This window comes from Nocardia macrotermitis, from assembly GCF_009604405.1.
In the GTDB taxonomy this organism is placed as follows: Bacteria; Actinomycetota; Actinomycetes; order Mycobacteriales; family Mycobacteriaceae; genus Nocardia; species Nocardia macrotermitis.
In genome coordinates, this window is sequence record NZ_WEGK01000011.1 from 114,456 (window position 1) to 133,065 (window position 18,610).

An 18,610-nucleotide genomic window follows, 5' to 3' on the forward strand; every position below is an offset into this window, starting at 1 on the left:
GTCGATCGGCTCCCGCGCCATACGGGACACCCTAGCCGCCGCGCCGCGATGCGAAGATGACCTCCGTGACCGCAGCCAACGACGATCCCGACGCGGCCGCCCCGCCCTCGACGCTGTACCTGATCAAACAGCTGGAGCTGGCCGTACGGGCGGTGATGGACGACGCGCTGCGCCCGCTCGGGCTGACCACCTTGCAGTACACGGCGTTGACGGTGCTCGAACGGCGCGGTCGGCTGTCCTCGGCGCAACTGGCCCGCCGCGCGTTCCTGCGCCCGCAGACCATGCACGTCATGGTGCGCGCGCTGGAGGATCGCGGGCTGATCAGCCGGGATCGCGATCCGGGCAACCGCCGGGTGCTGGTCGCGTCGCTGACCGAGCGGGGGCGTGAACTGCTCGACCAGGTCGCGCCGCACATCGCGGAGATCGAATCCGGGTTGCTCGCCGAGATGACCACACGCCGGGGGACGGAATTTCGTGCCGCGCTTCGGCAGGGCGTGTCCGCGCTGACCGCCGAGGCCGCCTCCCGGGGCATCTCGGCTACCTCGGCTATCGACGAGTAGGCGACGCGCTTGTCGGGAGGTGACCGTGCTGTTCAACGGTCGGTGACCTCGCCTGTCCGGAATGTTCGAGGTGGCCTGTTCGCGCGGTAGGCGACTGCGCTCGTCGGGGTTGGGTTGGGTGGTCGGTGACCTTGCCTGCCGCGAGTGCTCGAGGCGGCCTGTCGCGTGACATGGCCATCAGCGGTAGGCGACATCGTCCGGCGGCGAACGGTGGCCCGTAGCTGTTGACGGCGAAGGGATCTGGCGGCACCATGGGAACGCAATCATCAGCAATACTGATAATGGAGCGCCGATGACGACAGCGACCGAGCCCTGGGGCGAGACCGTGAGCGTGGAGTTCGAGGAGGGCATCGCCTGGGTGACGTTGAATCGCCCGGACAAGCGCAATGCGATGAATCCGACCCTGAACACCGAGATGTGCCGGGTGCTGGATCATCTGGAGGCAGATCCGCGCTGCCGGGTGCTGGTGCTCACGGGTGCGGGTGAATCCTTTTCCGCCGGAATGGATTTGAAGGAGTACTTCCGCGACGTCGAGGCGACGGGGGATCTCGCGTTGCAGTACAAGGTGCGCCGGGAGAGCAACGAATGGCAGTGGCGGCGGCTGGCCTACTTCCCCAAGCCGACCATCGCGATGGTGAACGGCTGGTGCTTCGGCGGGGCCTTCACCCCGCTGGTGGCCTGTGATCTGGCGATCGCCGACGAGACCGCGAAATTCGGTCTGTCCGAGGTGAACTGGGGCATTCCGCCGGGGAGCGTGGTGACCAAGGCGCTGGCCGCCACGGTGCCGCAGCGTGACGCGCTGTACTTCATCATGACCGGTGAGACCTTCGACGGTGCGCGTGCCGCCCAGATGCGGCTGGTCAACGAGGCGGTTCCGGCCGAGCGGCTGCGCGAGCGCACGCGGGAGCTGGCCACGCGCCTGGCCGGGCTGAATCCCGTTGTGCTGCACAGTGCCAAGGTGGGTTACCGGTTCGCGGCGGAGATGAGCTGGTCGCAGTCCGAGGACTATCTGTACGCGAAACTGGATCAGACCCGGGCCCTGGACACCGATCACGGCCGGGAGAAGGGTTTGTCCCAGTTCCTGGACGACAAGAGCTACCGCCCGGGACTCGGCGCCTTCGACCCGTCGAAGGATCCGGCGAAACGATAACGGCCACAACCGGAACGGTCGCGAGGGAGGATGAATCGTGCGGAATCGGGGACTCGGCTCGTGGCCCGCGAGGCGGGCTCGGATGACACCAGACGCGGTGGCGGTGATCGGCGCGGGACGGTCGATCACCTTCGCGCGGTTGTCTCGCCGGGTGGCGTGCGTCTGCGGCGAGTTGCGGGGCGCGGGTGTGCGCGCGGGTGATCGGATCGCCTATCTGGGACCCAATCATCCCGCGTATCTGGAATTGCTGTTCGCGGCCGGTGCGATCGGCGCGGTGTTCGTGCCCGTGAATTTCCGCAGTGCCGCAGCGGAAATCGACTACATCCTCGGCGATTGCGGTGCGCGGGTGCTGTTCCACACCGAGGTGTACCGAGATGTCGTGGGGGAGCTGAGCATCGATGTGCCGACCGTGCTCGTGGGCGACGCGAACGACGCGGACGACGGTGCCGGCGAAATTCCCGACGAGCCGGTGAGCCTCGAGGATCCCTGCGTCATCCTGTACACCTCGGGCACCACCGGACGTCCCAAGGGCGCGGTGCTCACCCACGGCAATCTCACCTGGAACTGCCTCAACGTCCTGGTCGAATCGGATGTCGCCACGGACGAGGTCGCGCTGGTCTCCGCACCGCTGTTCCACGCGGCCGCGCTGGGCATGCTGTGTCTGCCCGTCCTGCTCAAGGGCGGCTGCGTCGTCCTGCTCGAGAAGTTCGATCCCGCAGTGGTTTTCGATTCGATCGAGCATCATCGGGTGACGCGCATGTTCGGTGTGCCCGCCATGTACGACGCGCTGGCCGCGCTCGACCGCTGGGAGACCGCGGATCTGTCCAGTATCCGGGTGCTGTTGTGTGGCGGAGCGCCGGTGCCGCACAACACCATTCGGCGTTACCTGACGCGCGGGCTCACCTTCGTGCAGGGATACGGCATGACCGAGGCGTCACCGGGCGCGTTGCTGCTGGACCCCGCACACGCGGAGACCAAGGTCGGATCCGCCGGTGTGCCTTCGTTTTTCAGTGATGTGCGCGTGGTCGACGCACAGGGCGAGCCGGTCGCGGACGGACAACGCGGCGAGGTGATCGTCAGCGGCCCCAATGTGATGTCCGGCTACTGGAACCGCCCCGCCGACACCGCGGAAGTGTTGCGGGAGGGCTGGTTCCACTCCGGCGATGTCGCCACCGTCGATCCGGACGGCTACGTCTACATCGTGGACCGGATGAAGGACGTCATCATCTCCGGCGGCGAGAACATCTACCCCGCCGAGGTCGAGAACGTCTTGACCGCCCATCCGGCGGTGGCGGCGTGCGCGGTGATCGGCGTCCCGGACGAGCGCTGGGGTGAGGTCGGCCGCGCGGTCGTCGTGCTCGCGGACGGACAGGACATCGACCCGCAGGCGCTACTCACCTTCGCCCGCGAACGCCTGGCCGGATACAAGGTGCCCGGATCTGTACATTTCGTCGACGAACTGCCGAGAGGTGGCTCCGGGAAAATCCTGAAGTCCGTCGTGCGCGACCTCTACGGCTGATCCACGGTGATCGGTCCGGCTTCGAACCGGACCGAGCTACCCGATCAGCCGCGTAATCGACGGTCGCCCCGAACGAGTGGATGCCGCCGAACCGCCTGGGGCGGAACGCTGTTCGGCCCAGCCGCGGCCGCCCGATCCTCATCTGCGGCGGCCGCTGCGCCGATCAACCCTGCGGCACAAGTATTTCCGAGCGCTGCACGGTCCCGGTGATCCCCGACGCGTCCTGCCCGGCCAGCAGCACCGCCGCACGGGCGATCGTTTCCGGCGGTTCGACCATCTCCTCCGGAATCTCCCGGCCGCCACCCGCGGCCTGCCACCCCTCGGTCAGCACCACCCGCGACGGACTCAGGCAGTTCACCGCGATGTTGTCGCCCCGCAGATCCGAGGCCAGCCCCAGATAGAGCCGCTCGGCCGCGGCCTTGGACACCCAATAGGCATTCGCGCCCCGATCGATCATGTCCACACCGGTCGTGGTGATCGCGATCATCGATCCACCCCCGCGCGCCTTCAGCTGCGGGAGCACGGCCTTGGTCACCAGAAAAACCCCGGTCAGGTTCACATCGATACAACGCTGCCATCGCTTCAACGGCGTCGTCTCGACCGGCCCCATCCACAGCACCCCGGCATTGGCGATCAGGACATCGATCCCACCGAAAGCGGAAACCGTTGCGGCAACGGCCTGTTCGACCGATTCCTCGTCGGACACGTCACACGGTACCGGCAGCGCCCGCCCACCGGACGCCTCGATCCGCGCCGCGACCGCGCCGATCGTGCCGGGCACCCGGCCCTCGGTCTCCGACCGCGCGGCGACCGCCACGGCCGCACCCGCATCCGCGAGCCCCTGTGCGATGGCCGCCCCGATACCCCGGCTCGCACCCGCGACGAACGCGACCTTCCCCGCGAGCGGCCCACCCGGGCCCCGGCCGTTGCCGGGGCCGCGGGTGCCCGATTCGCCGACGCTCACTTCGGCGGGAAGCGCAGCGCGCCGTCGAGCCGGATGGTCTCCCCGTTGAGGTAGTCGTTCTCGATGATCGACTGCGCCAGCTGGGCGTATTCGGTGGAACGGCCCATCCGCTTGGGGAACGGCACCTGCGGGCCCCAGTACTGCTCGAGCTTGTCGGCGGACTTGCCGTAGGCGGGGGTGTTGACCGTGCCCGGGGCGATGGTCACCACGCGGATGCCCAGCGGCGACAGGTCACGCGCGGCGACCAGGGTCATACCGAGCACGCCACCCTTGGCCGCGGAGTACGGCAACTGGCCGATCTGGCCCTCGTACCCGGCGATCGAGGCAGTGTTCACGATCACACCGCGACCACCCTCCTCGAGCGGTTCGGTCTTCGCCATCGCGGCCGCGGACAGCCGCAGCACGTTGAACACCGCGGTCAGATAGAACTCGATGGTGGTGCGGAAACCGTCGAGCGCCAGCGGCGAGCCGTCCTTGCCGACGAGCCGTCCGCCGCTGGCCGGGCCGCCGTGGGTGTCGACCGAAATGCGAAGCGGCCCCAGCGATTCCGCCTCGGCGATGGCCGCGAGCACCGAGTCCTCGTCGGTGGCGTCGGTGTGCACGTAACGGATGCCGAGCTCGGTGGCCAGCTCCTTGCCCTTGTCGTCGGCGACGTCCGCGACGACGACCTTCGCGCCGGCCGCGTGTAACCGCCGGACGGTCGCCTCACCCAGGCCGCCGGTGCCGCCGACCACGATCGCCGAGCTTCCACTGATCTGCATGTCGTTACCCTCTCTTGAAATCACTACTCTCTGACTGAGAGAATAATGTTCTCATGAACATCAGCATGATCCTAGACATGGCCGTCTCGGCGGAGACGGAAGCCACAGAACCGGGGCCCCGACCGGTCATCACGGTCGGGGACCGCTCACTGAGCGCGCGCGAACTGCGCGCCTATGCCCGGCTCCTCGCCGACCGGATCCGGGACCGCCCCGCGGTGCTCTACCTGGGTTCGAGTCATCTGGCCTATCCGGTCGCGCTGTTCGGCGCGGCCCTGGCCGGGGTGCCGTTCGTCCCGCTCAACTACCGACTCGGCGAACAGCAGCTCACGGCGCTGCTGGACAAGCATCAGGGTGCGCTGGTGCTGCGGCCGGAGGATCTGGACGCGCTGGTCGCGGACGAACTTCCGGCCGACGAGAACGAGATCGACCCGCCCTGGGACGAGAACGCCGTTGCCGCGATCATCTACACCAGCGGCACCACCTCCGAACCCAAAGCCGCGCTGCTGCGTCATCGGCACCTGATGGCGTATCTGTTCAACACCATGGAGTTCGGCGGCTCCGAACCCGGGCACGCGTCGCTGGTATCGGTACCGCCGTACCACATCGCGGGTCTGACCAATCTGCTGTCCAACCTCTACTCCGGCCGCCGGGTGGTCTACCTGCCCGCTTTCGACGCCGAACGCTGGCTCGCCACGGTGCGCGAGGAGAAGATCACGCACGCGATGCTCGTGCCGACCATGCTCGCCCGCATCGTCTCGGCCGTCGACGGTGACGACGCGGCCACCCCCGGACTGGCCAGCCTGGCCTACGGCGGTTCGCGCACCCCGCGTCCGGTGCTCGAACGCGCGCTGAAGGTGTTCCCCGACACCGGATTCGTCAACGCCTACGGCCTCACCGAAACCGCGTCCTCGGTCGCGGTCCTTGGCCCCGACGACCACCGCGAGGCATTCGCCTCCCAGGACCCGGCCGTGCGCGAACGCCTCGGCTCGGTCGGGCGCGCGCTGCCCGGCATCGAGGTCGAAATCCGCAGTGAGACCGACGAACCCGTGCCCGCGGGCGAATCGGGCCTGGTGTTCGTGCGCGGCGAACAGATCTCCGGCGAGTACGGCGGCCGCAGCGCCCTGGACGCCGAAGGCTGGTTCCCGACAAGGGATCTGGGCCGCCTGGACGCCGACGGCTACCTGTTCATCGAGGGCCGCGCCGACGACACCATCATCCGCGGCGGCGAGAACATCGCACCCGCCGAGATCGAGGACGTACTGCTGGATCATCCGGGCATCCGCGAGGCCGCGGTGATCGGCGTGCCCGATCCGGAATGGGGTCAGCGCCTGGTCGCCGTGCTGGTCGGCGAGGGCGATCCCGAGGAGATCAAGGGATGGGTGCGGTCGCGGCTGCGCTCGTCCAAGACCCCGGACACCGTCGTGTTCCGGACCGAACTGCCCAAGACAGAAACCGGAAAACTGGTGCGCCGCACCCTGGTCGCCGAATTGGAGAACACTCATGCCTGAAGCCGTCATCGTGTCCGCGCTGCGCGCCCCGATCGGGACCGCCCGCAAGGGCACCCTGCGCGACACCAACGCCTTCGACCTCGCCCACCATGTGGTGTCCGCGGTGGCCGGGGAGGTCGACGCGAGCCGCGTCGAGGACGTGATCCTCGGTGAGGGCCGCTACGGTGGCGGCGTCATCGCCCGGCACGCGGCCATCACCGCCGGGCTGACCCCGGCCTCGGGTATGGCGCTGAACCGGCACTGCGCGGCCGGGATGTCCGCGGTGCAGACCGCCGCGGCCGGGATCCGGGCCGGGATGAACGATCTGGTCATCGCCGGTGGGGTGAACTCGGAATCGACTGCGCCGCAGGTCAAGTGGAAGGTCGGCGAGGACGAGTGGAACGAGCGGTGGGTCTCGCCGTCGCATCCCGAACGGCCCGACGCCCCGACGCTGGACATGTCGATCACGGTCGGCTGGAACACCGCGGTCAAGGCCGGGCTCACCCGCGCGGATATGGACGAGTGGGCGTTGCGCTCGCATCGCAACGCCATCGCGGCCATCGACGAGGGCCGGTTCAAGGAGGAGATCGTCCCGATCCAGACCCCGCACGGGCTGTTCGAGGTCGACGAGCACCCGCGCCGGGAGACCAGCCTCGAGAAGCTGGGCGGGCTCAAGGTGCTGCACCCGGAGATCGAGGGTTTCAGCATCACCGCCGGTAACGCGTCGGGTTCCAACGACGGTGCCGCGGCCCTCGCGGTGGCGAGTGAGAGCCTCGGGCTGCCCGTGCTCGGGTACATCCGGTCCTGGGCGTCGGTCGGCGTCGATCCGGCCGTCACCGGGCTGGCCCCGATCGAGGCGATCACCAAAGCCGTTGCCAAGGCCCGGATTTCGCTGTCGGATGTGAAGCTGTTCGAGATCAACGAGGCGTTCGCCTCGGTGCCGGTCGCGGCGATCCGGGCGCTGGATCTGGATCCGGACGCGGTGAACTTCAGCGGCAGCGGCTGCTCGCTGGGGCACCCGGTGGCGGCCTCGGGCGCTCGCATGATCGTCACGCTGGTGCACGAATTGCGCCGTCGCGGAGGCGGATTCGGCATCGCCGCGATGTGCGCGGGCGGCGGTATGGGTTCGGCGACGGTGATCGAGGTACCCGCGCCGTGAGGCAGCGGTAGTACATGCAGAGCGTTGCCGAACTCATCGATGCGGCCCGCACGGGATCGTTGCGGGCCGCGGGGAGGCTGCTGAGTCTGGTCGAAAGTGACCGGCGGGCAGAGGTTCTCGCGCATTTGGGGGAGCGTGTGCCGGTGCGGGTGGCCGGGGTGACCGGGCCGCCCGGCGCGGGCAAGTCGACCACGATCGCGGCGCTGGTCGCGGCCTATCGCGAACGTGGTCTGCGGGTGGCGGTGCTCGCGGTGGATCCGTCCTCCCCGTACAGCGGTGGTGCGCTGCTGGGGGACCGGATCCGCATGGCGCAGCACATCGACGACCCGGATGTGCTGATCCGTTCGGTGGCCACGCGCGGTCATCTGGGTGGGCTGGCCGCGGCGGTCCCGGCGGCCATCGCGCTGCTGGGCGCGCTGGGGTACGACCTGATCCTGCTGGAGACGGTCGGGGTCGGGCAGTCCGAGATCGAGATCGCGGCGGTGGCCGATCCGACGCTGGTGATCCTGAATCCCGGTGCGGGAGACGCGGTGCAGGCCGCCAAGGCGGGTCTGCTCGAGGTCGCGGACATCCTGGTGGTGAACAAGGCCGATCGGGACGGGGCGAAACAGACGGTTCGTGATCTGCGCCAAGAGGTTTCGGTGCCGATCCTGACCGCGGTCGCGTCGCAGAACACCGGCATCGCGGAGTTGGCCGAGGCCATCGACGCGCATCATCGCGCGGATACCGGTGCGCGTCGCGGTGCTCGGGCGCGGGCGCAGATCCTGTCGCTGGCGCAGAGCCGGTTGCGTGACGACGCCGCGTTGGACCGGCTCGCGGCCGAGGTCGCTGCCGGTACGTGCGATGTGTACACCGCCGCGGACCGTCTGCTGTCGGCCCGTGATCGCCCGGATGTTCACACGAACGGAAATGACGTATACATTAAATGAGAATTAGATTTCCATCCGCGGTTTCGGACACCTGACCCTCGGGTCGACGTGCCGTCGCGGGTGACAAGACAGATGGAGGACGGCACATGGCCAAGGCGCTCGCGCCCGAAGCATCCACGTGGCCCGCGGACAATCCACAGCTCGTCGGCACCCGGTGCGGTTCGTGCAGTGCGGTGACGTGGCCGCGGCAGGCCCGCTGCCCGCGGTGCAGCGGCCCGGACATGTCCGAGGTGCTGCTGCCCACCCGCGGCACGCTGATCGCTTGGACGACACAGGGTTTCGTCCCAAAACTGCCCTACGCGGGCAAGGAGACCGCCGACACCTTCGAACCGTTCGGCGTCGGCCTGGTGCAGCTCGGTGATCAGGTCCGCGTGGAATCCCGGCTGACCACCGCCGATCCGGACGCATTGAAACCCGGTATGGAACTCGAGCTGACCTTCGTCCCGCTGTATGTGGACGAGAACGGCGAAGAGGTCGTGACCATCGCATTCCAACCGGCCTGAAGGAGCCTGACATGAACGACGTTGCCATCATCGGCGTCGGCCTGCACCCGTTCGGCCGATTCAGCAAGACCGCCATCGAAATGGGCGCGGACGCAATCCAACTCGCGCTCACCGACGCCGGAGCCGAATGGAAGGACATCCAGTTCGGCTTCGGCGGCAGCTACGAGGTGAGCAATCCGGACGCGGTCACCCGGCTGGTCGGGCTGACCGGGATTCCGTTCACCAATGTGTTCAATGCCTGTGCCACAGCGGCGAGTTCGATCGAGCAGACCGCCGAGGCGATCCGCTCGGGCCGGTACGACATCGGTATCGCGGTCGGGATGGACAAGCATCCGCGCGGCGCGTTCACCGACGATCCGGCCAAGCTCGGGCTGCCCGGCTGGTACGCGGAGAACGGCCAGTTCGTCACCACGAAGTTCTTCGGTATCAAGGCCAATCGCTACATCCAGGACCACAACATCTCGCAGCGCACGCTGGCCAAGATCGCCGCGAAGAACTTCCGCAACGGCGCGTTGAACCCGAACGCCTTCCGGCGCAAGCCGATTCCGGAAGACGAGATCCTGAACTCGACGATGCTGAACTATCCGCTGACCCAGTACATGTTCTGCTCACCCGACGAGGGCGCGGCGGCGGTGATCATGTGTCGCGGTGATCTGGCCAAGAAGTACACCTCGAACCCGATCTACTTGCGCTCCACCGCGATTCGCACGCGGCGGTACGGCGCGTACGAGGTGCACAGCACGTGGGCGGCCATCGATGAGGACGTGTCGCCGACGGTGTACGCCTCGCGCGCGGCATTCGAGACCGCCGGTATCGGCCCCGAGGACGTGGACGTCATCCAGCTCCAGGACACCGACGCCGGCGCGGAGCTGATCCACATGGCGGAGAACGGATTCTGCGCCGACGGCGACCAGGAGAAGCTGCTCGCCGAGGGGGCAACCGAGATCGGCGGACGCCTGCCGATCAACACCGACGGCGGCCTGATCGCCAACGGCGAACCGATCGGGGCTTCCGGCATCCGCCAGGTCTACGAGCTGGTCCAGCAGCTGCGCGGTGCCGCCGGCGACCGCCAGGTCCCGGGCAACCCCCGCGTCGGCTACGCCCAGGTCTACGGCGCCCCCGGCACCGCCGCCGCCACGGTCCTGAGCCTGTAGTTCTTTTCGACACGGCCGGGGTGGGGACGATCCGATCGTCCCCACCCCGGCCGTTGTGCTGTGAAGTCGGGCTACTCGAGCGTGGCTTCGCCGGGCTGGAGCCGTTCGAGGTGGGCGGTGAGGCCCTCGAGGAGTATTGCTGTGCCGCCGCGGAATTCGTCGGTGGGGGACATGGTGCTGGCTTGGGTGGCGGTTTCGGCGAGGAGGGGGAATTCTTCTGCGGGGGCGTGGGTCAGGTGGGTGGTGCCGGGGCCGCCGAGGGAGGCGTAGTGCTCGTTCTGGAGGTGGCCGAGGAGGAAGCCGACGATCGTGCGTTGGGCTATGACGCGGTCGGGGCCGGTGAAACCGGCGTCGGTCAGGACGGTGAGCATGGTTTCGATCCAGCGCATGACGGCGGGGGCGGACTGGCGGTGGCGCAGGGTCAGCGGGATGGCTGCGGGGTGTGCGGAGGCGACGGTGCGCAGGCGGTCGAGCAGCAGGGCGGCGCGTTCACACCAGTCGGTGTCCGGGGGGAGGGATACGTCGACGGGGGCGAGAATGCGGTTGACGACCAGGATTTCGAGTTCGTCGCGGTCCGAGACGTAGCGGTACAGGGCCATCGTCGCCATCCGCAGCTCGCGCGCCACCGCCCGCATGGTCAGGGCGGACAGGCCGTCGCGATCGATCACCGTCAGGGCGGCGGTGGCGAGATCGTCGGGGGTGAGGGAGCGGGGGCGGGGCACGGATTGACAGCGTACGGGATACGCGCATACTGGAGATAAGCGTATCTCGTACGCTTACGAAGGGAGTTGCCATGTCATTGTCGTCATCGGTGCCCGCCCGGACGCTGATCACCATCGCCGGAACCGAAGTCTCCGTCCCCGACCCGAATCGCCTGGTGCACTTGCAGTTCCGCCGCTTCGCCGGATGTCCGGTGTGCAGTCTGCACCTGCGCTCGTTCGTCCTACGCCACCATGAGATCACCGCCGCCGGAATCCACGAGGTGGTGGTATTCCATTCCAGCGCAACCGAATTGCGCGCCCAAACCGCCGCCGTCCCGCTGGACCTGATCGCCGACCCCGCCCGCGCGCTGTACCGCGAATTCGGCGTCGAATCCAGCCCCCGCGCCCTGCTCGACCCGCGCGGCTGGCCCGCCATCATCCGCAGCGTCGCCAACGAGATCCGGGCGGTACGCCGCCACGAGAAGCCGCCCACCCCCGCCCACGCCGACGGCGGACGCCTGGGCCTGCCCGCCGACTTCCTCATCGCCCCCGACGGCACGGTCCTGGCCGCCAAACGCGGCGTCCACCTCGACGACCAGTGGTCCGTGGACGAACTCCTCGCCCACGCCGCCCGCACGACGGGCGTGACACGATGACGCCCCCCGACATCGCAGGCATCCACACCGAAGCCGACCTGACCGAATTCCTGACCCACTACCCCGAACGGATGGCATTCGGCGACGAAGCCCCCGGCGACATCCTCGACCGCTGGTTCGCCCCCGACTTCGAGTTCCGCAACGACGGCATCACCCTGGACCGCCAACGCCTCATCGACCACGCGCGCCCCGCCCGCCGCAACGTCCGCCGACTACACGTCGAACCCCATTCGATGATGTTGTCGGACAAAGGAATAGCCGCCCATTACACCCTGGCAGCCACCATGCGCACCGGCAACCTACTCGCCACCGAAATCTACCTCACCGGCAGACTCGCCCCGGACGGCCGCATCACCACCATCGACCAATGCACCCGCATCCTACCCACCGAATAAGACTGCGTTGCCCGCCCCGAATACCCGAACCAATTGGGCGACAACACTGTTCACCGGCATCCGGGTGAACCACTGCAATATTGCGCAGCATTCGGGAGCTGCCGCGACCGATAGCCCGTTCCCGGTGAGACGATGGTGGCCTGCCCGACTCGCCGCACCGGTGTCGGTCTGAACTGGTTGGGCGACATGCTGTTCGCGAGCGTTCGGGTGAGTTATCGCAATGTCGCGCGGCATTCGGGAGGGTGTGGCGACCGCTGGCCCGTTCTCGGCAGGACGGTGGTGGCCTGACCGACTCGCCGCATCATTGTCGACCCGAACCGATTGGTCGACAACGTTGTTCGCGAGCGGCCGGGTAAGTCGGCGCAACGTTGCGCGGCATTCGGGTGCGGCGATCGATGGCCGGTCTCGGTGGGGCAGTGGTGGCCTGCCTGATCCGCCGCAACGCTGTCGGCCTGAAGTGCTTGGTCGACAACGTTGTTCGCGAGCGGCGGGGTAAGTCGGCGCAACGTTGCGCGGCATTCGGGTGCGGCGATCGATGGCCGGTCTCGGTGGGGCAGTGGTGGCCTGCCTGATCCGCCGCAACGCTGTCGGCCTGAACTGCTTGGTCGACAACGTTGTTCGCGAGCGGCCGGGTAAGTCGGCGCAACGTTGCGCGGCATTCGGGTGCGGCGATCGATGGCCCGTTTTCGGCAGGACGGTGGTGGTCTGCCCGACTCGCCGCAACGGTGTCGGCCCAAACTGGTTGGGTAGCAACGTTGTTTGTGGCCCGGGGTCGACGGTGGTGTGCTACTCGAGTAACGCCGCGCGCAGGCGCTCCAGGTCCTCGGGGCCGAAGTCGAGGCCGTTGGTGAGGTAGTTGTCGAAGGTGCCGTAGGTGGATTCGAGGGTGGTGAAGGCGGCGGACAGGTAGGACGGGTCCTGGTAGAGGAGTTCGCGCATGGCGGCGGGGTCGCGGATCTTGCCGGATTCGGCGGCGCGGGTGATCCAGGCCTGGTAGGAGGGCCAGACGTAGTCGTTGGTGGCCAGGTAGTCGGCTACGACCTGGTCGTGGGGGACGCCGAGGGCGGTCAGGACGATCGCGGCCATCCAGCCGGTGCGGTCCTTGCCCGCGGTGCAGTGGAACAGCAGGGGGGCGCGGTCGGGGGTGGCGATCAGGTGCAGGGTGCGGGCGAAGGCGGCGCGGTAGTCGGGTTCGGTGATGAACTGGCGGTTGATCCGGCGCATCACCTCCGCGGCCCGGCCCTCACCGAGATCCGGTGCGGCAGTGGCAGATTCGTCGGAGACCGAACTCAGGGTGGCGGTGATGTTGCCGCCGGAGATCGGCAGCTCGAACCGTTCGACACCGGGCGGCAGGCGATCCGGCCCGGCCCCGGTGATCTCCCGGGAACTCCGGAAATCGACCACCGTGCGCAGGCCGAGCCCGGCCAGCACCGCCACGTCGCCGTCGGTGAGTTTGTGCAGCGCGTCGGCGCGGAACAGGCGTCCGGCGGCCAACCTCCGGCCCTCGGCGGTGACGAAACCGCCGAGATCCCGGACGTTGACCGCGCCCTCCAGTTCGATGAGACCCATACCGTCACGGTAGCCGGGGCGCGTCGAGCGCGCCGACCGGTTTCCGTTCAGTGGCAGGTCCAGCGAAAACGGCCCGTCAGGAAGCGGGCCCGGTCGACGCGATCACCTGATCCACGGCCTCGGCGGCGGGTGTCGGGCCGTCGGTGAGTTCGACGATGACCCGGCTCAACTCCGGCCGGTGCAGCGCCGCATCGATGAACGCCGCCACCCCGTCCCGATGCACATCGCCGTACTCGATCGCGAGACCCGCTGTGACACAACCGTTCCCGGGCTCGTCCCGCAACGTCCCCGGCCGCACGATCACCCAGTCCAGATCGGTACGGCTCAGGTACACATCCGCGGTCTTCTTCACCCGCATGTAGTGCTCGAACCCTTCACTGATCGGCCGACCGCGTCCGGCGTCGGGAAAGACCGAGACCAGCACGAACCGCGAGATCCCGGCGCGGCGCGCGGCCTCGGCGGCCTTCTCGAGCCCGGTGCCGTCGATCGCGGTGGTCTGGTCCCGCCCGGTGCCGTGCGCGCCCGCGGAGAACACCACCGCGTCGTGCCCGCGGAACTTCTCGGCGAGTTCGTCGACACTGTCGGCGATCAGATCACCGGTCAGTGGCGTCGCCCCGGTCTCCGCGATCACCGCGGCCTGCTCGGGACGGCGATGCATCCCGGTCACCTCGTCGCCACGTGCGTGCAGCAGCGCGGCCAGCGGCCGCCCGACACCCCCGGCGGCACCGATCTGGAACACCTTCATCGACACACCCTCCTCGTCCGAATGTCCCAATAGTCCGAATGATCCGGATGGCCCGAACATCCTGCGGGCACCGGCAATTCGATCTTCAGGCTAGTCGGCCCCGGGACGCCCTCGAACCGCCCGGCTCACCGATGAATTTCCCGCACAACCCGATGAATCGATGTGATCGGTTCCGTATCATTGATACATGGTGGGTGGACTCGACGAGCGGATACTGGACGTGGCGCTGGACCGGATGCTGTGCACCGGCATTCGCGAGGCCAGTATCGAAGAGGTCGCGCGCTGCGCGGGCCTGGCCGAACCCGATGTGCTCGCCCGCTTCCCGACACCCGAGGATCTGGTGGACGCGGTGCTGTCCCGCGAGGTGCGGCGCATGCTGGCCGAACTCACCGCGGTGAGCGTGACGACCGAGGGCATAGACGCCCAGATCGAATCGGTCTCGCTGCACATCCTCGCGAGCATCCGCTCGCATCCGCTGGTGACCCGGCTGCTGGAGGTGACACCCAGCGAGAGCCTGGGGTACTACACCGTGCGCGGTGGACAACTGGTCTCCCTGGGCAGCCGCTACATCGTGGCCATTCTGGAGCACGCGCAGGCCGCCGGTCTGGTCGATCGCTACGATCCGCAACCGACGGCGGAAATGCTTGCCCGCCTGGCACATTCGCTACTGTTCGTGCCGGAGGGCGAGACCGATTTCCGGGATACCGACCGCGTGCACGCGTTCGTGCTGGACACCATCGTGCCGCTGATCAAACACGGTCTGCCGACCCTGGAGATCGACCACGTCAGTGATCGTGCGGAGTGAATATTCCGAAATCAGCTGCTACGGGCGGATTTTGCGCGTTGCGAGCGGCCCTGCCCGTCGGCCGTCGCGCGCGTCGGTAGGCCGTGTTTGACCAACGGTACGATACTGGTCGCCACGAACGCGCGGACCTGGTCCTCGTCCCGGAAGTCCAGATCCCCGACCGGGGTCAGCAGCACCGAATGTGCCAGGCGGGCAAGCAGTTCCGCGACCGGACGGATGTCGTACTGATCGATGGCGCCGCTCTTCTGGGTGCTCTCCAGGACGTGCACGATATAGCGGATGCCGCTCTTGACCGACTGTTGACCGCGCACGGTGTAGAAGTCGAGGATCTCCTCCGGGGCCACGTCCAGCAGTTGGGTGACCAGCGGGTGGGTGTGGGTCCGGGTCAGCACGTAGACGATGGTCTCCTCGATCTGCTGGTCCACGCCCTTGGTGGCGGTGGCGATCGTGGTGACCTCGGCCAGCGTGCGCTGGATCTCGCGGGCGAGCATGGCGTCGATCAGGTTCTCCTTGGTGGTGAACCGCCGGTAGATCGTCACCCGGTTGACTCCGGCACGTCGCGCGATGTCGTCCAGACTCGCCCGCCGGATGCCGACCTGCAACACCCGGGTCAATGCCGCGTCGAGAATTCGTTCGTCCATATCGTCCCGTGCTGCTGCCATGCATCAAAGGTACATAATCGGTTTCTTCGCTGCGTAACGGAGAAGTCACGACTACCGAATGCCGAACGACCCGGAAACAGTTCCGGGCCGCTCGGATCGGTAGCGCACGAGGACTAGGAGTCCCAGATCTGCTTCTTGCCCTGTCGGTAGAGCCCGGCGTCCTGCTGCCGGATGCCGTCGAACTCCTTGATGGTCTTGTGCGGCCAGATCGTGGCCTTCTTGGAGGTCGACCCGGACGCGGACAGGATGGCGTTGGCCGCCATCCGGCCACCCTCGTTCGCGCCCTCCATGGTGGCGAGGTCGATCTGGCTCTGGTTGTAGTCACCCGCCAGGAACATGTTCGGGATCTTGGTCGGCCCGGTGGGGCGGATCTCCCAGGAGCCCGCGGTATTGATCAGCAGCGGGTCCTCGTTCGTGTAACTCGAACCGTTCCACTTCATGCCGGGATCCAGGTTCCAGCCCACCAGGTTGTTGGAGTGGATCTTGTCGGCCGTCGAGGTGATCTGGTACCAGGCCTCCTTGGCGACCTCCTGCGGGCTGCACTGGTCGGCCCGCTTCTTGTTCTGCACGCCGGGTGTGCGCCAGTCCGAAATGTCAACCGACAGAATGCTTTTCACGCTGCCGTCGCCGTAGTCCTTCGAGAAGTCCGGGTGCAGCCGCTTCCAGTGGTGGGTCTGGTGGATGCCCGACATCCGCCAGGGCGACTCGATGAAGAGCATGTGTCCGGGCGATTCGATGGTGTCGGTGTTGAGGTAGAACTGGATGCCGGTCATCCAGTCGCAGAACAGCTCCTTGATCCGGCCCAGCGAGGGATCGATGGCCAGGATCTCCGGGCTGAACAGCGTGCTGACCTTGTCCGGCGGCAACGCGACGACGAACCAGTCCGCGTCCACCTCCTTGGTCGCCCCCGAGGCGTCCTTGATGACGGCCGAGGTGATCTTGCCGTCCTTCACCGTCAGCGACTGACAGGCCGAACCCAACTGCATGTCGACATTGAGCTTCTCGAGCTGCTCGACCCACGGATCGATCCACACCTCGTTGGTCGGCCCGCAGAGGCAGTTGTCGAAGGTCTTGCCCTTGACGTGCTCGTTGCGACCCAGGAAGGACAGCAGGATGCACTCGATCTCACCGCAGATCGTCTTCGCGCTGGCGAGGTTCTCCTTCGCGGCGACGAAATCCCGGCAGATGCTCGAGACGATGAGTTTCGCGGTCGGATTGGAACCCGGTCCGATGCCGCAGTATTTGTCGAACGGCACCTTCTCCCATTGCCCGATGCGGCGCTCGTCGGAACTGCCGAGGTACACCACCCACTTGCGGATGATGTTGTACATCTCGCCGTAGGGGATCTTGGGAATCCAGGTCATACCGCCCAGCAGCGTGTCCAGAATCCAGTTGATGTTCACCGCCTCGAGCACATCCCCGGTCCAGAACCCGCCGGGGATGGTGAGGTTGCCGCCCCGCTCCTCGATCCCGACGCTCGGGACCGTGACGAGGTTGTCCATGACGCCGTTCTTGTTGCCCGGGAACGGAATTCGAGCCATGGTGTCCCAGGTGACCTGGTAGTACCCGGGGAAGAAGCGGTATCCGTGCTCACCGGGCACGGGCTTGCGGCCACCGGACACCGGCATCGAGCTGTCCATACTGCGGGCCTTGCCGCCCCAGGCGCGCGGCTCGTAGATGGTGACGTGGAAGCCGCGCTCGGACAATTCGTGCGCGGCGGTCATCCCGGCCACGCCGCCGCCCAGCACGACGACCCGGTTGCTGCCGGGCGCCGCCGCGGTGGTGTTCATCGCCGCCGACGGCGCGGAGGTCGGCGTCTGCGACGGGGTGGTGGTCGCGGGCGTGGTCGTGGTGGGTGTCGGAGTACCTGACGGGGTCGTCGTGGTCGTGGGCTGCGCTTGCGCAACTCCCGCCGTCGCGGCGGCAGCCACGGCCAGTGAGCCGGCAGCTGCGCCCTTCAATACCTTTCGGCGGTTTACTTCGGAGTCGGCCATTGAATCCGTCCTCATCGACAGCAGGCCAGCGGTCGAGTCCCGCCAACTATATGCACGAGTAATCCTGCTGGTCAATAATGTGTCGAAATTTGGTGCATTGTTACAATATGACGTGGTGGAGCAGCCATTCCTGCCCGGAAACAGCTGTGGTGCCCATCCTCGTATCGATCGAGGATGGGCACCACATTTCATGCGACGACCGCGGCACGCGAACCGCGGTGGTTCGAATTATTCCGGGAATTGTCCGAGACTTATCCCGGGACGCAGAACGGAATGCTGGAAAGTGTGGCCAGGCCGCACGATCCGGCATTGAGGGCGAAACCGCCCAGCGCCGGGAGCGAACCGACGGACCCGGCGCTCGAGCCCAGGTCCGGCAGTCCGGAACTGAGGAAATTGGGCACGCCCGCGGTCGAGCCGTACAACTCGCTGCCGTCGTCGGCCACCGGCGCCGCGGAGACCGGCGCCGGGGTCGCGGCGGCGTTCGCGGCGCCCGCGCCCATGGTCAGGCCGCCCGCGACAACGGCTGCTACGCAAAGCTTTTCGATGATACTCATGATGCACTTCAACCTTCTGCGCGGCTGAATTGATGAGAACGAGCGCCGCACCGCCCGAGGCCCGCTCGGCGATTGCGGCGCTCGTGTTCGATTCGGTCAGCTACAGCCGGGGATGGCCGGAACCGAGGATCCGATCACCGAGGCCCCCGAACCGGTGATGCCGGTGACGAGAGCGCAAACCAACTGCACCCCGTTGTCGACCACGGCCGATCCGGTGGACGGCGTCGACGAACCGCCGCCGAGGATATCGGCATTCGCGGGGCCGGCGGCAAGCACCAGTCCACCGGCGATCGCAACTGCGGCACATGTCTTCTTCATTGCACTCATAACCTCTGGCAACTCT

The 18,610-nt window shown here is 67.4% G+C and carries 20 protein-coding genes; 11 read left to right on the forward strand and 9 right to left on the reverse strand.

What is annotated here, in order from left to right; genetic code table 11:
- The first annotated feature begins 65 nt into the window (after nucleotides 1–65).
- The 3 genes from NRB20_RS24280 (at nucleotide 66) to NRB20_RS24290 (ending at nucleotide 3,229) form a co-directional block, all read left to right on the forward strand.
- Nucleotides 66–560, forward strand: a complete 495-nt coding sequence (locus tag NRB20_RS24280; RefSeq protein ID WP_319945329.1) for a MarR family winged helix-turn-helix transcriptional regulator — start codon at nucleotides 66–68, stop codon at nucleotides 558–560.
- A gap of 292 nt (nucleotides 561–852) precedes the next feature.
- Nucleotides 853–1,710 carry a p-hydroxycinnamoyl CoA hydratase/lyase gene (locus NRB20_RS24285; RefSeq protein WP_153412896.1) on the forward strand — a complete coding sequence of 286 codons (858 nt, stop codon included), beginning with the start codon at nucleotides 853–855 and terminating at the stop codon, nucleotides 1,708–1,710.
- A gap of 82 nt (nucleotides 1,711–1,792) precedes the next feature.
- Nucleotides 1,793–3,229 carry an acyl-CoA synthetase gene (locus NRB20_RS24290; protein ID WP_153412898.1) on the forward strand — a complete coding sequence of 479 codons (1,437 nt, stop codon included), beginning with the start codon at nucleotides 1,793–1,795 and terminating at the stop codon, nucleotides 3,227–3,229.
- Nucleotides 3,230–3,392: 163 nt separating this feature from the next.
- Here the strand turns inward: NRB20_RS24290 and NRB20_RS24295 are convergent, their stop codons facing one another.
- Both NRB20_RS24295 and NRB20_RS24300 read right to left on the reverse strand, forming a co-directional pair.
- Nucleotides 3,393–4,193, reverse strand: a complete 801-nt coding sequence (locus tag NRB20_RS24295) for an SDR family NAD(P)-dependent oxidoreductase (RefSeq protein ID WP_319945330.1) — start codon at nucleotides 4,191–4,193, stop codon at nucleotides 3,393–3,395.
- A complete protein-coding gene (locus NRB20_RS24300) occupies nucleotides 4,190–4,954 on the reverse strand; it encodes an SDR family NAD(P)-dependent oxidoreductase (protein ID WP_153412900.1) in 765 nt (254 codons plus the stop codon). Before NRB20_RS24300 ends, NRB20_RS24295 begins: the two co-directional genes overlap by 4 nt.
- Nucleotides 4,955–5,007: 53 nt before the next feature.
- On the opposite strand from NRB20_RS24300, the gene NRB20_RS24305 reads away from it, so the two are divergent.
- The 5 genes from NRB20_RS24305 (at nucleotide 5,008) to NRB20_RS24325 (ending at nucleotide 10,186) form a co-directional block, all read left to right on the forward strand.
- A complete protein-coding gene (locus tag NRB20_RS24305) occupies nucleotides 5,008–6,462 on the forward strand; it encodes a class I adenylate-forming enzyme family protein (RefSeq protein WP_153412902.1) in 1,455 nt (484 codons plus the stop codon).
- Complete coding sequence (locus NRB20_RS24310; protein WP_153412904.1) at nucleotides 6,455–7,600, forward strand: thiolase family protein; 1,146 nt, start codon at nucleotides 6,455–6,457, stop codon at nucleotides 7,598–7,600. Before NRB20_RS24305 ends, NRB20_RS24310 begins: the two co-directional genes overlap by 8 nt.
- Nucleotides 7,601–7,614: 14 nt before the next feature.
- A complete protein-coding gene (gene meaB, locus NRB20_RS24315; protein WP_153412906.1) occupies nucleotides 7,615–8,529 on the forward strand; it encodes a methylmalonyl Co-A mutase-associated GTPase MeaB in 915 nt (304 codons plus the stop codon).
- 86 nt (nucleotides 8,530–8,615) lie between these two features.
- Nucleotides 8,616–9,032, forward strand: a complete 417-nt coding sequence (locus NRB20_RS24320; RefSeq protein ID WP_153412908.1) for a Zn-ribbon domain-containing OB-fold protein — start codon at nucleotides 8,616–8,618, stop codon at nucleotides 9,030–9,032.
- An 11-nt stretch (nucleotides 9,033–9,043) separates the two neighbouring features.
- Nucleotides 9,044–10,186 (forward strand): thiolase family protein, encoded by a 1,143-nt coding sequence (locus tag NRB20_RS24325; RefSeq protein ID WP_153412910.1) that lies wholly within the window; start codon nucleotides 9,044–9,046, stop codon nucleotides 10,184–10,186.
- A 71-nt stretch (nucleotides 10,187–10,257) separates the two neighbouring features.
- Here NRB20_RS24325 and NRB20_RS24330 read toward each other — a convergent pair whose 3' ends face one another.
- A complete protein-coding gene (locus NRB20_RS24330) occupies nucleotides 10,258–10,908 on the reverse strand; it encodes a TetR/AcrR family transcriptional regulator (protein WP_319945331.1) in 651 nt (216 codons plus the stop codon).
- Nucleotides 10,909–10,979: 71 nt separating this feature from the next.
- On the opposite strand from NRB20_RS24330, the gene NRB20_RS24335 reads away from it, so the two are divergent.
- Together NRB20_RS24335 and NRB20_RS24340 are read left to right on the forward strand one after the other, a co-directional pair.
- Nucleotides 10,980–11,543 (forward strand): peroxiredoxin-like family protein, encoded by a 564-nt coding sequence (locus tag NRB20_RS24335; RefSeq protein WP_153412911.1) that lies wholly within the window; start codon nucleotides 10,980–10,982, stop codon nucleotides 11,541–11,543.
- Complete coding sequence (locus tag NRB20_RS24340; RefSeq protein ID WP_227833819.1) at nucleotides 11,540–11,938, forward strand: nuclear transport factor 2 family protein; 399 nt, start codon at nucleotides 11,540–11,542, stop codon at nucleotides 11,936–11,938. The genes NRB20_RS24335 and NRB20_RS24340 overlap by 4 nt, the downstream gene beginning before the upstream one ends.
- 786 nt (nucleotides 11,939–12,724) lie before the next feature.
- Here NRB20_RS24340 and NRB20_RS24345 read toward each other — a convergent pair.
- Together NRB20_RS24345 and NRB20_RS24350 are read right to left on the reverse strand one after the other, a co-directional pair.
- Entirely contained in the window at nucleotides 12,725–13,507 is a 783-nt protein-coding gene (locus NRB20_RS24345) for a tyrosine-protein phosphatase (protein ID WP_153412913.1), read from the reverse strand.
- 76 nt (nucleotides 13,508–13,583) lie between these two features.
- A complete protein-coding gene (locus NRB20_RS24350) occupies nucleotides 13,584–14,252 on the reverse strand; it encodes an NAD(P)-binding oxidoreductase (RefSeq protein ID WP_153412915.1) in 669 nt (222 codons plus the stop codon).
- 187 nt (nucleotides 14,253–14,439) lie between these two features.
- Between NRB20_RS24350 and NRB20_RS24355 the strand changes: the two genes are divergently transcribed.
- Complete coding sequence (locus tag NRB20_RS24355; RefSeq protein WP_153412917.1) at nucleotides 14,440–15,057, forward strand: TetR/AcrR family transcriptional regulator; 618 nt, start codon at nucleotides 14,440–14,442, stop codon at nucleotides 15,055–15,057.
- A gap of 11 nt (nucleotides 15,058–15,068) precedes the next feature.
- On the opposite strand, the gene NRB20_RS24360 is transcribed toward NRB20_RS24355, so the two are convergent.
- From NRB20_RS24360 to NRB20_RS24375, 4 genes are all read right to left on the reverse strand, one after another.
- Nucleotides 15,069–15,719: a TetR/AcrR family transcriptional regulator gene (locus NRB20_RS24360; RefSeq protein WP_153412919.1), complete on the reverse strand. Its 651-nt coding sequence runs from the start codon at nucleotides 15,717–15,719 to the stop codon at nucleotides 15,069–15,071.
- A gap of 113 nt (nucleotides 15,720–15,832) precedes the next feature.
- Nucleotides 15,833–17,713, reverse strand: a complete 1,881-nt coding sequence (locus tag NRB20_RS24365; protein WP_153412921.1) for a hydroxysqualene dehydroxylase — start codon at nucleotides 17,711–17,713, stop codon at nucleotides 15,833–15,835.
- A gap of 251 nt (nucleotides 17,714–17,964) precedes the next feature.
- On the reverse strand, nucleotides 17,965–18,267 hold the full coding sequence (locus NRB20_RS24370; protein ID WP_153412923.1) for a hypothetical protein: 303 nt from the start codon (nucleotides 18,265–18,267) through the stop codon (nucleotides 17,965–17,967).
- A gap of 96 nt (nucleotides 18,268–18,363) precedes the next feature.
- A complete protein-coding gene (locus NRB20_RS24375; RefSeq protein WP_153412925.1) occupies nucleotides 18,364–18,585 on the reverse strand; it encodes a hypothetical protein in 222 nt (73 codons plus the stop codon).
- Nucleotides 18,586–18,610: the final 25 nt, after the last annotated feature.

What these genes read in the sequence shown, in the direction of transcription:
- NRB20_RS24285 (WP_153412896.1), top strand. Translation starts at nt 853, where the DNA reads ATGACGACAGCGACCGAGCCCTGGGGCGAGACCGTGAGCGTGGAGTTC.
- NRB20_RS24290 (WP_153412898.1), top strand. Translation starts at nt 1,793, where the DNA reads ATGACACCAGACGCGGTGGCGGTGATCGGCGCGGGACGGTCGATCACC.
- NRB20_RS24300 (WP_153412900.1), bottom strand. Translation starts at nt 4,954, where the DNA reads ATGCAGATCAGTGGAAGCTCGGCGATCGTGGTCGGCGGCACCGGCGGC.
- NRB20_RS24305 (WP_153412902.1), top strand. Translation starts at nt 5,008, where the DNA reads ATGAACATCAGCATGATCCTAGACATGGCCGTCTCGGCGGAGACGGAA.
- NRB20_RS24310 (WP_153412904.1), top strand. Translation starts at nt 6,455, where the DNA reads ATGCCTGAAGCCGTCATCGTGTCCGCGCTGCGCGCCCCGATCGGGACC.
- meaB (WP_153412906.1), top strand. Translation starts at nt 7,615, where the DNA reads ATGCAGAGCGTTGCCGAACTCATCGATGCGGCCCGCACGGGATCGTTG.
- NRB20_RS24320 (WP_153412908.1), top strand. Translation starts at nt 8,616, where the DNA reads ATGGCCAAGGCGCTCGCGCCCGAAGCATCCACGTGGCCCGCGGACAAT.
- NRB20_RS24325 (WP_153412910.1), top strand. Translation starts at nt 9,044, where the DNA reads ATGAACGACGTTGCCATCATCGGCGTCGGCCTGCACCCGTTCGGCCGA.
- NRB20_RS24335 (WP_153412911.1), top strand. Translation starts at nt 10,980, where the DNA reads ATGTCATTGTCGTCATCGGTGCCCGCCCGGACGCTGATCACCATCGCC.
- NRB20_RS24340 (WP_227833819.1), top strand. Translation starts at nt 11,540, where the DNA reads ATGACGCCCCCCGACATCGCAGGCATCCACACCGAAGCCGACCTGACC.
- NRB20_RS24345 (WP_153412913.1), bottom strand. Translation starts at nt 13,507, where the DNA reads ATGGGTCTCATCGAACTGGAGGGCGCGGTCAACGTCCGGGATCTCGGC.
- NRB20_RS24350 (WP_153412915.1), bottom strand. Translation starts at nt 14,252, where the DNA reads ATGAAGGTGTTCCAGATCGGTGCCGCCGGGGGTGTCGGGCGGCCGCTG.
- NRB20_RS24355 (WP_153412917.1), top strand. Translation starts at nt 14,440, where the DNA reads ATGGTGGGTGGACTCGACGAGCGGATACTGGACGTGGCGCTGGACCGG.
- NRB20_RS24360 (WP_153412919.1), bottom strand. Translation starts at nt 15,719, where the DNA reads ATGGCAGCAGCACGGGACGATATGGACGAACGAATTCTCGACGCGGCA.
- NRB20_RS24365 (WP_153412921.1), bottom strand. Translation starts at nt 17,713, where the DNA reads ATGGCCGACTCCGAAGTAAACCGCCGAAAGGTATTGAAGGGCGCAGCT.
- NRB20_RS24370 (WP_153412923.1), bottom strand. Translation starts at nt 18,267, where the DNA reads ATGAGTATCATCGAAAAGCTTTGCGTAGCAGCCGTTGTCGCGGGCGGC.
- NRB20_RS24375 (WP_153412925.1), bottom strand. Translation starts at nt 18,585, where the DNA reads ATGAAGAAGACATGTGCCGCAGTTGCGATCGCCGGTGGACTGGTGCTT.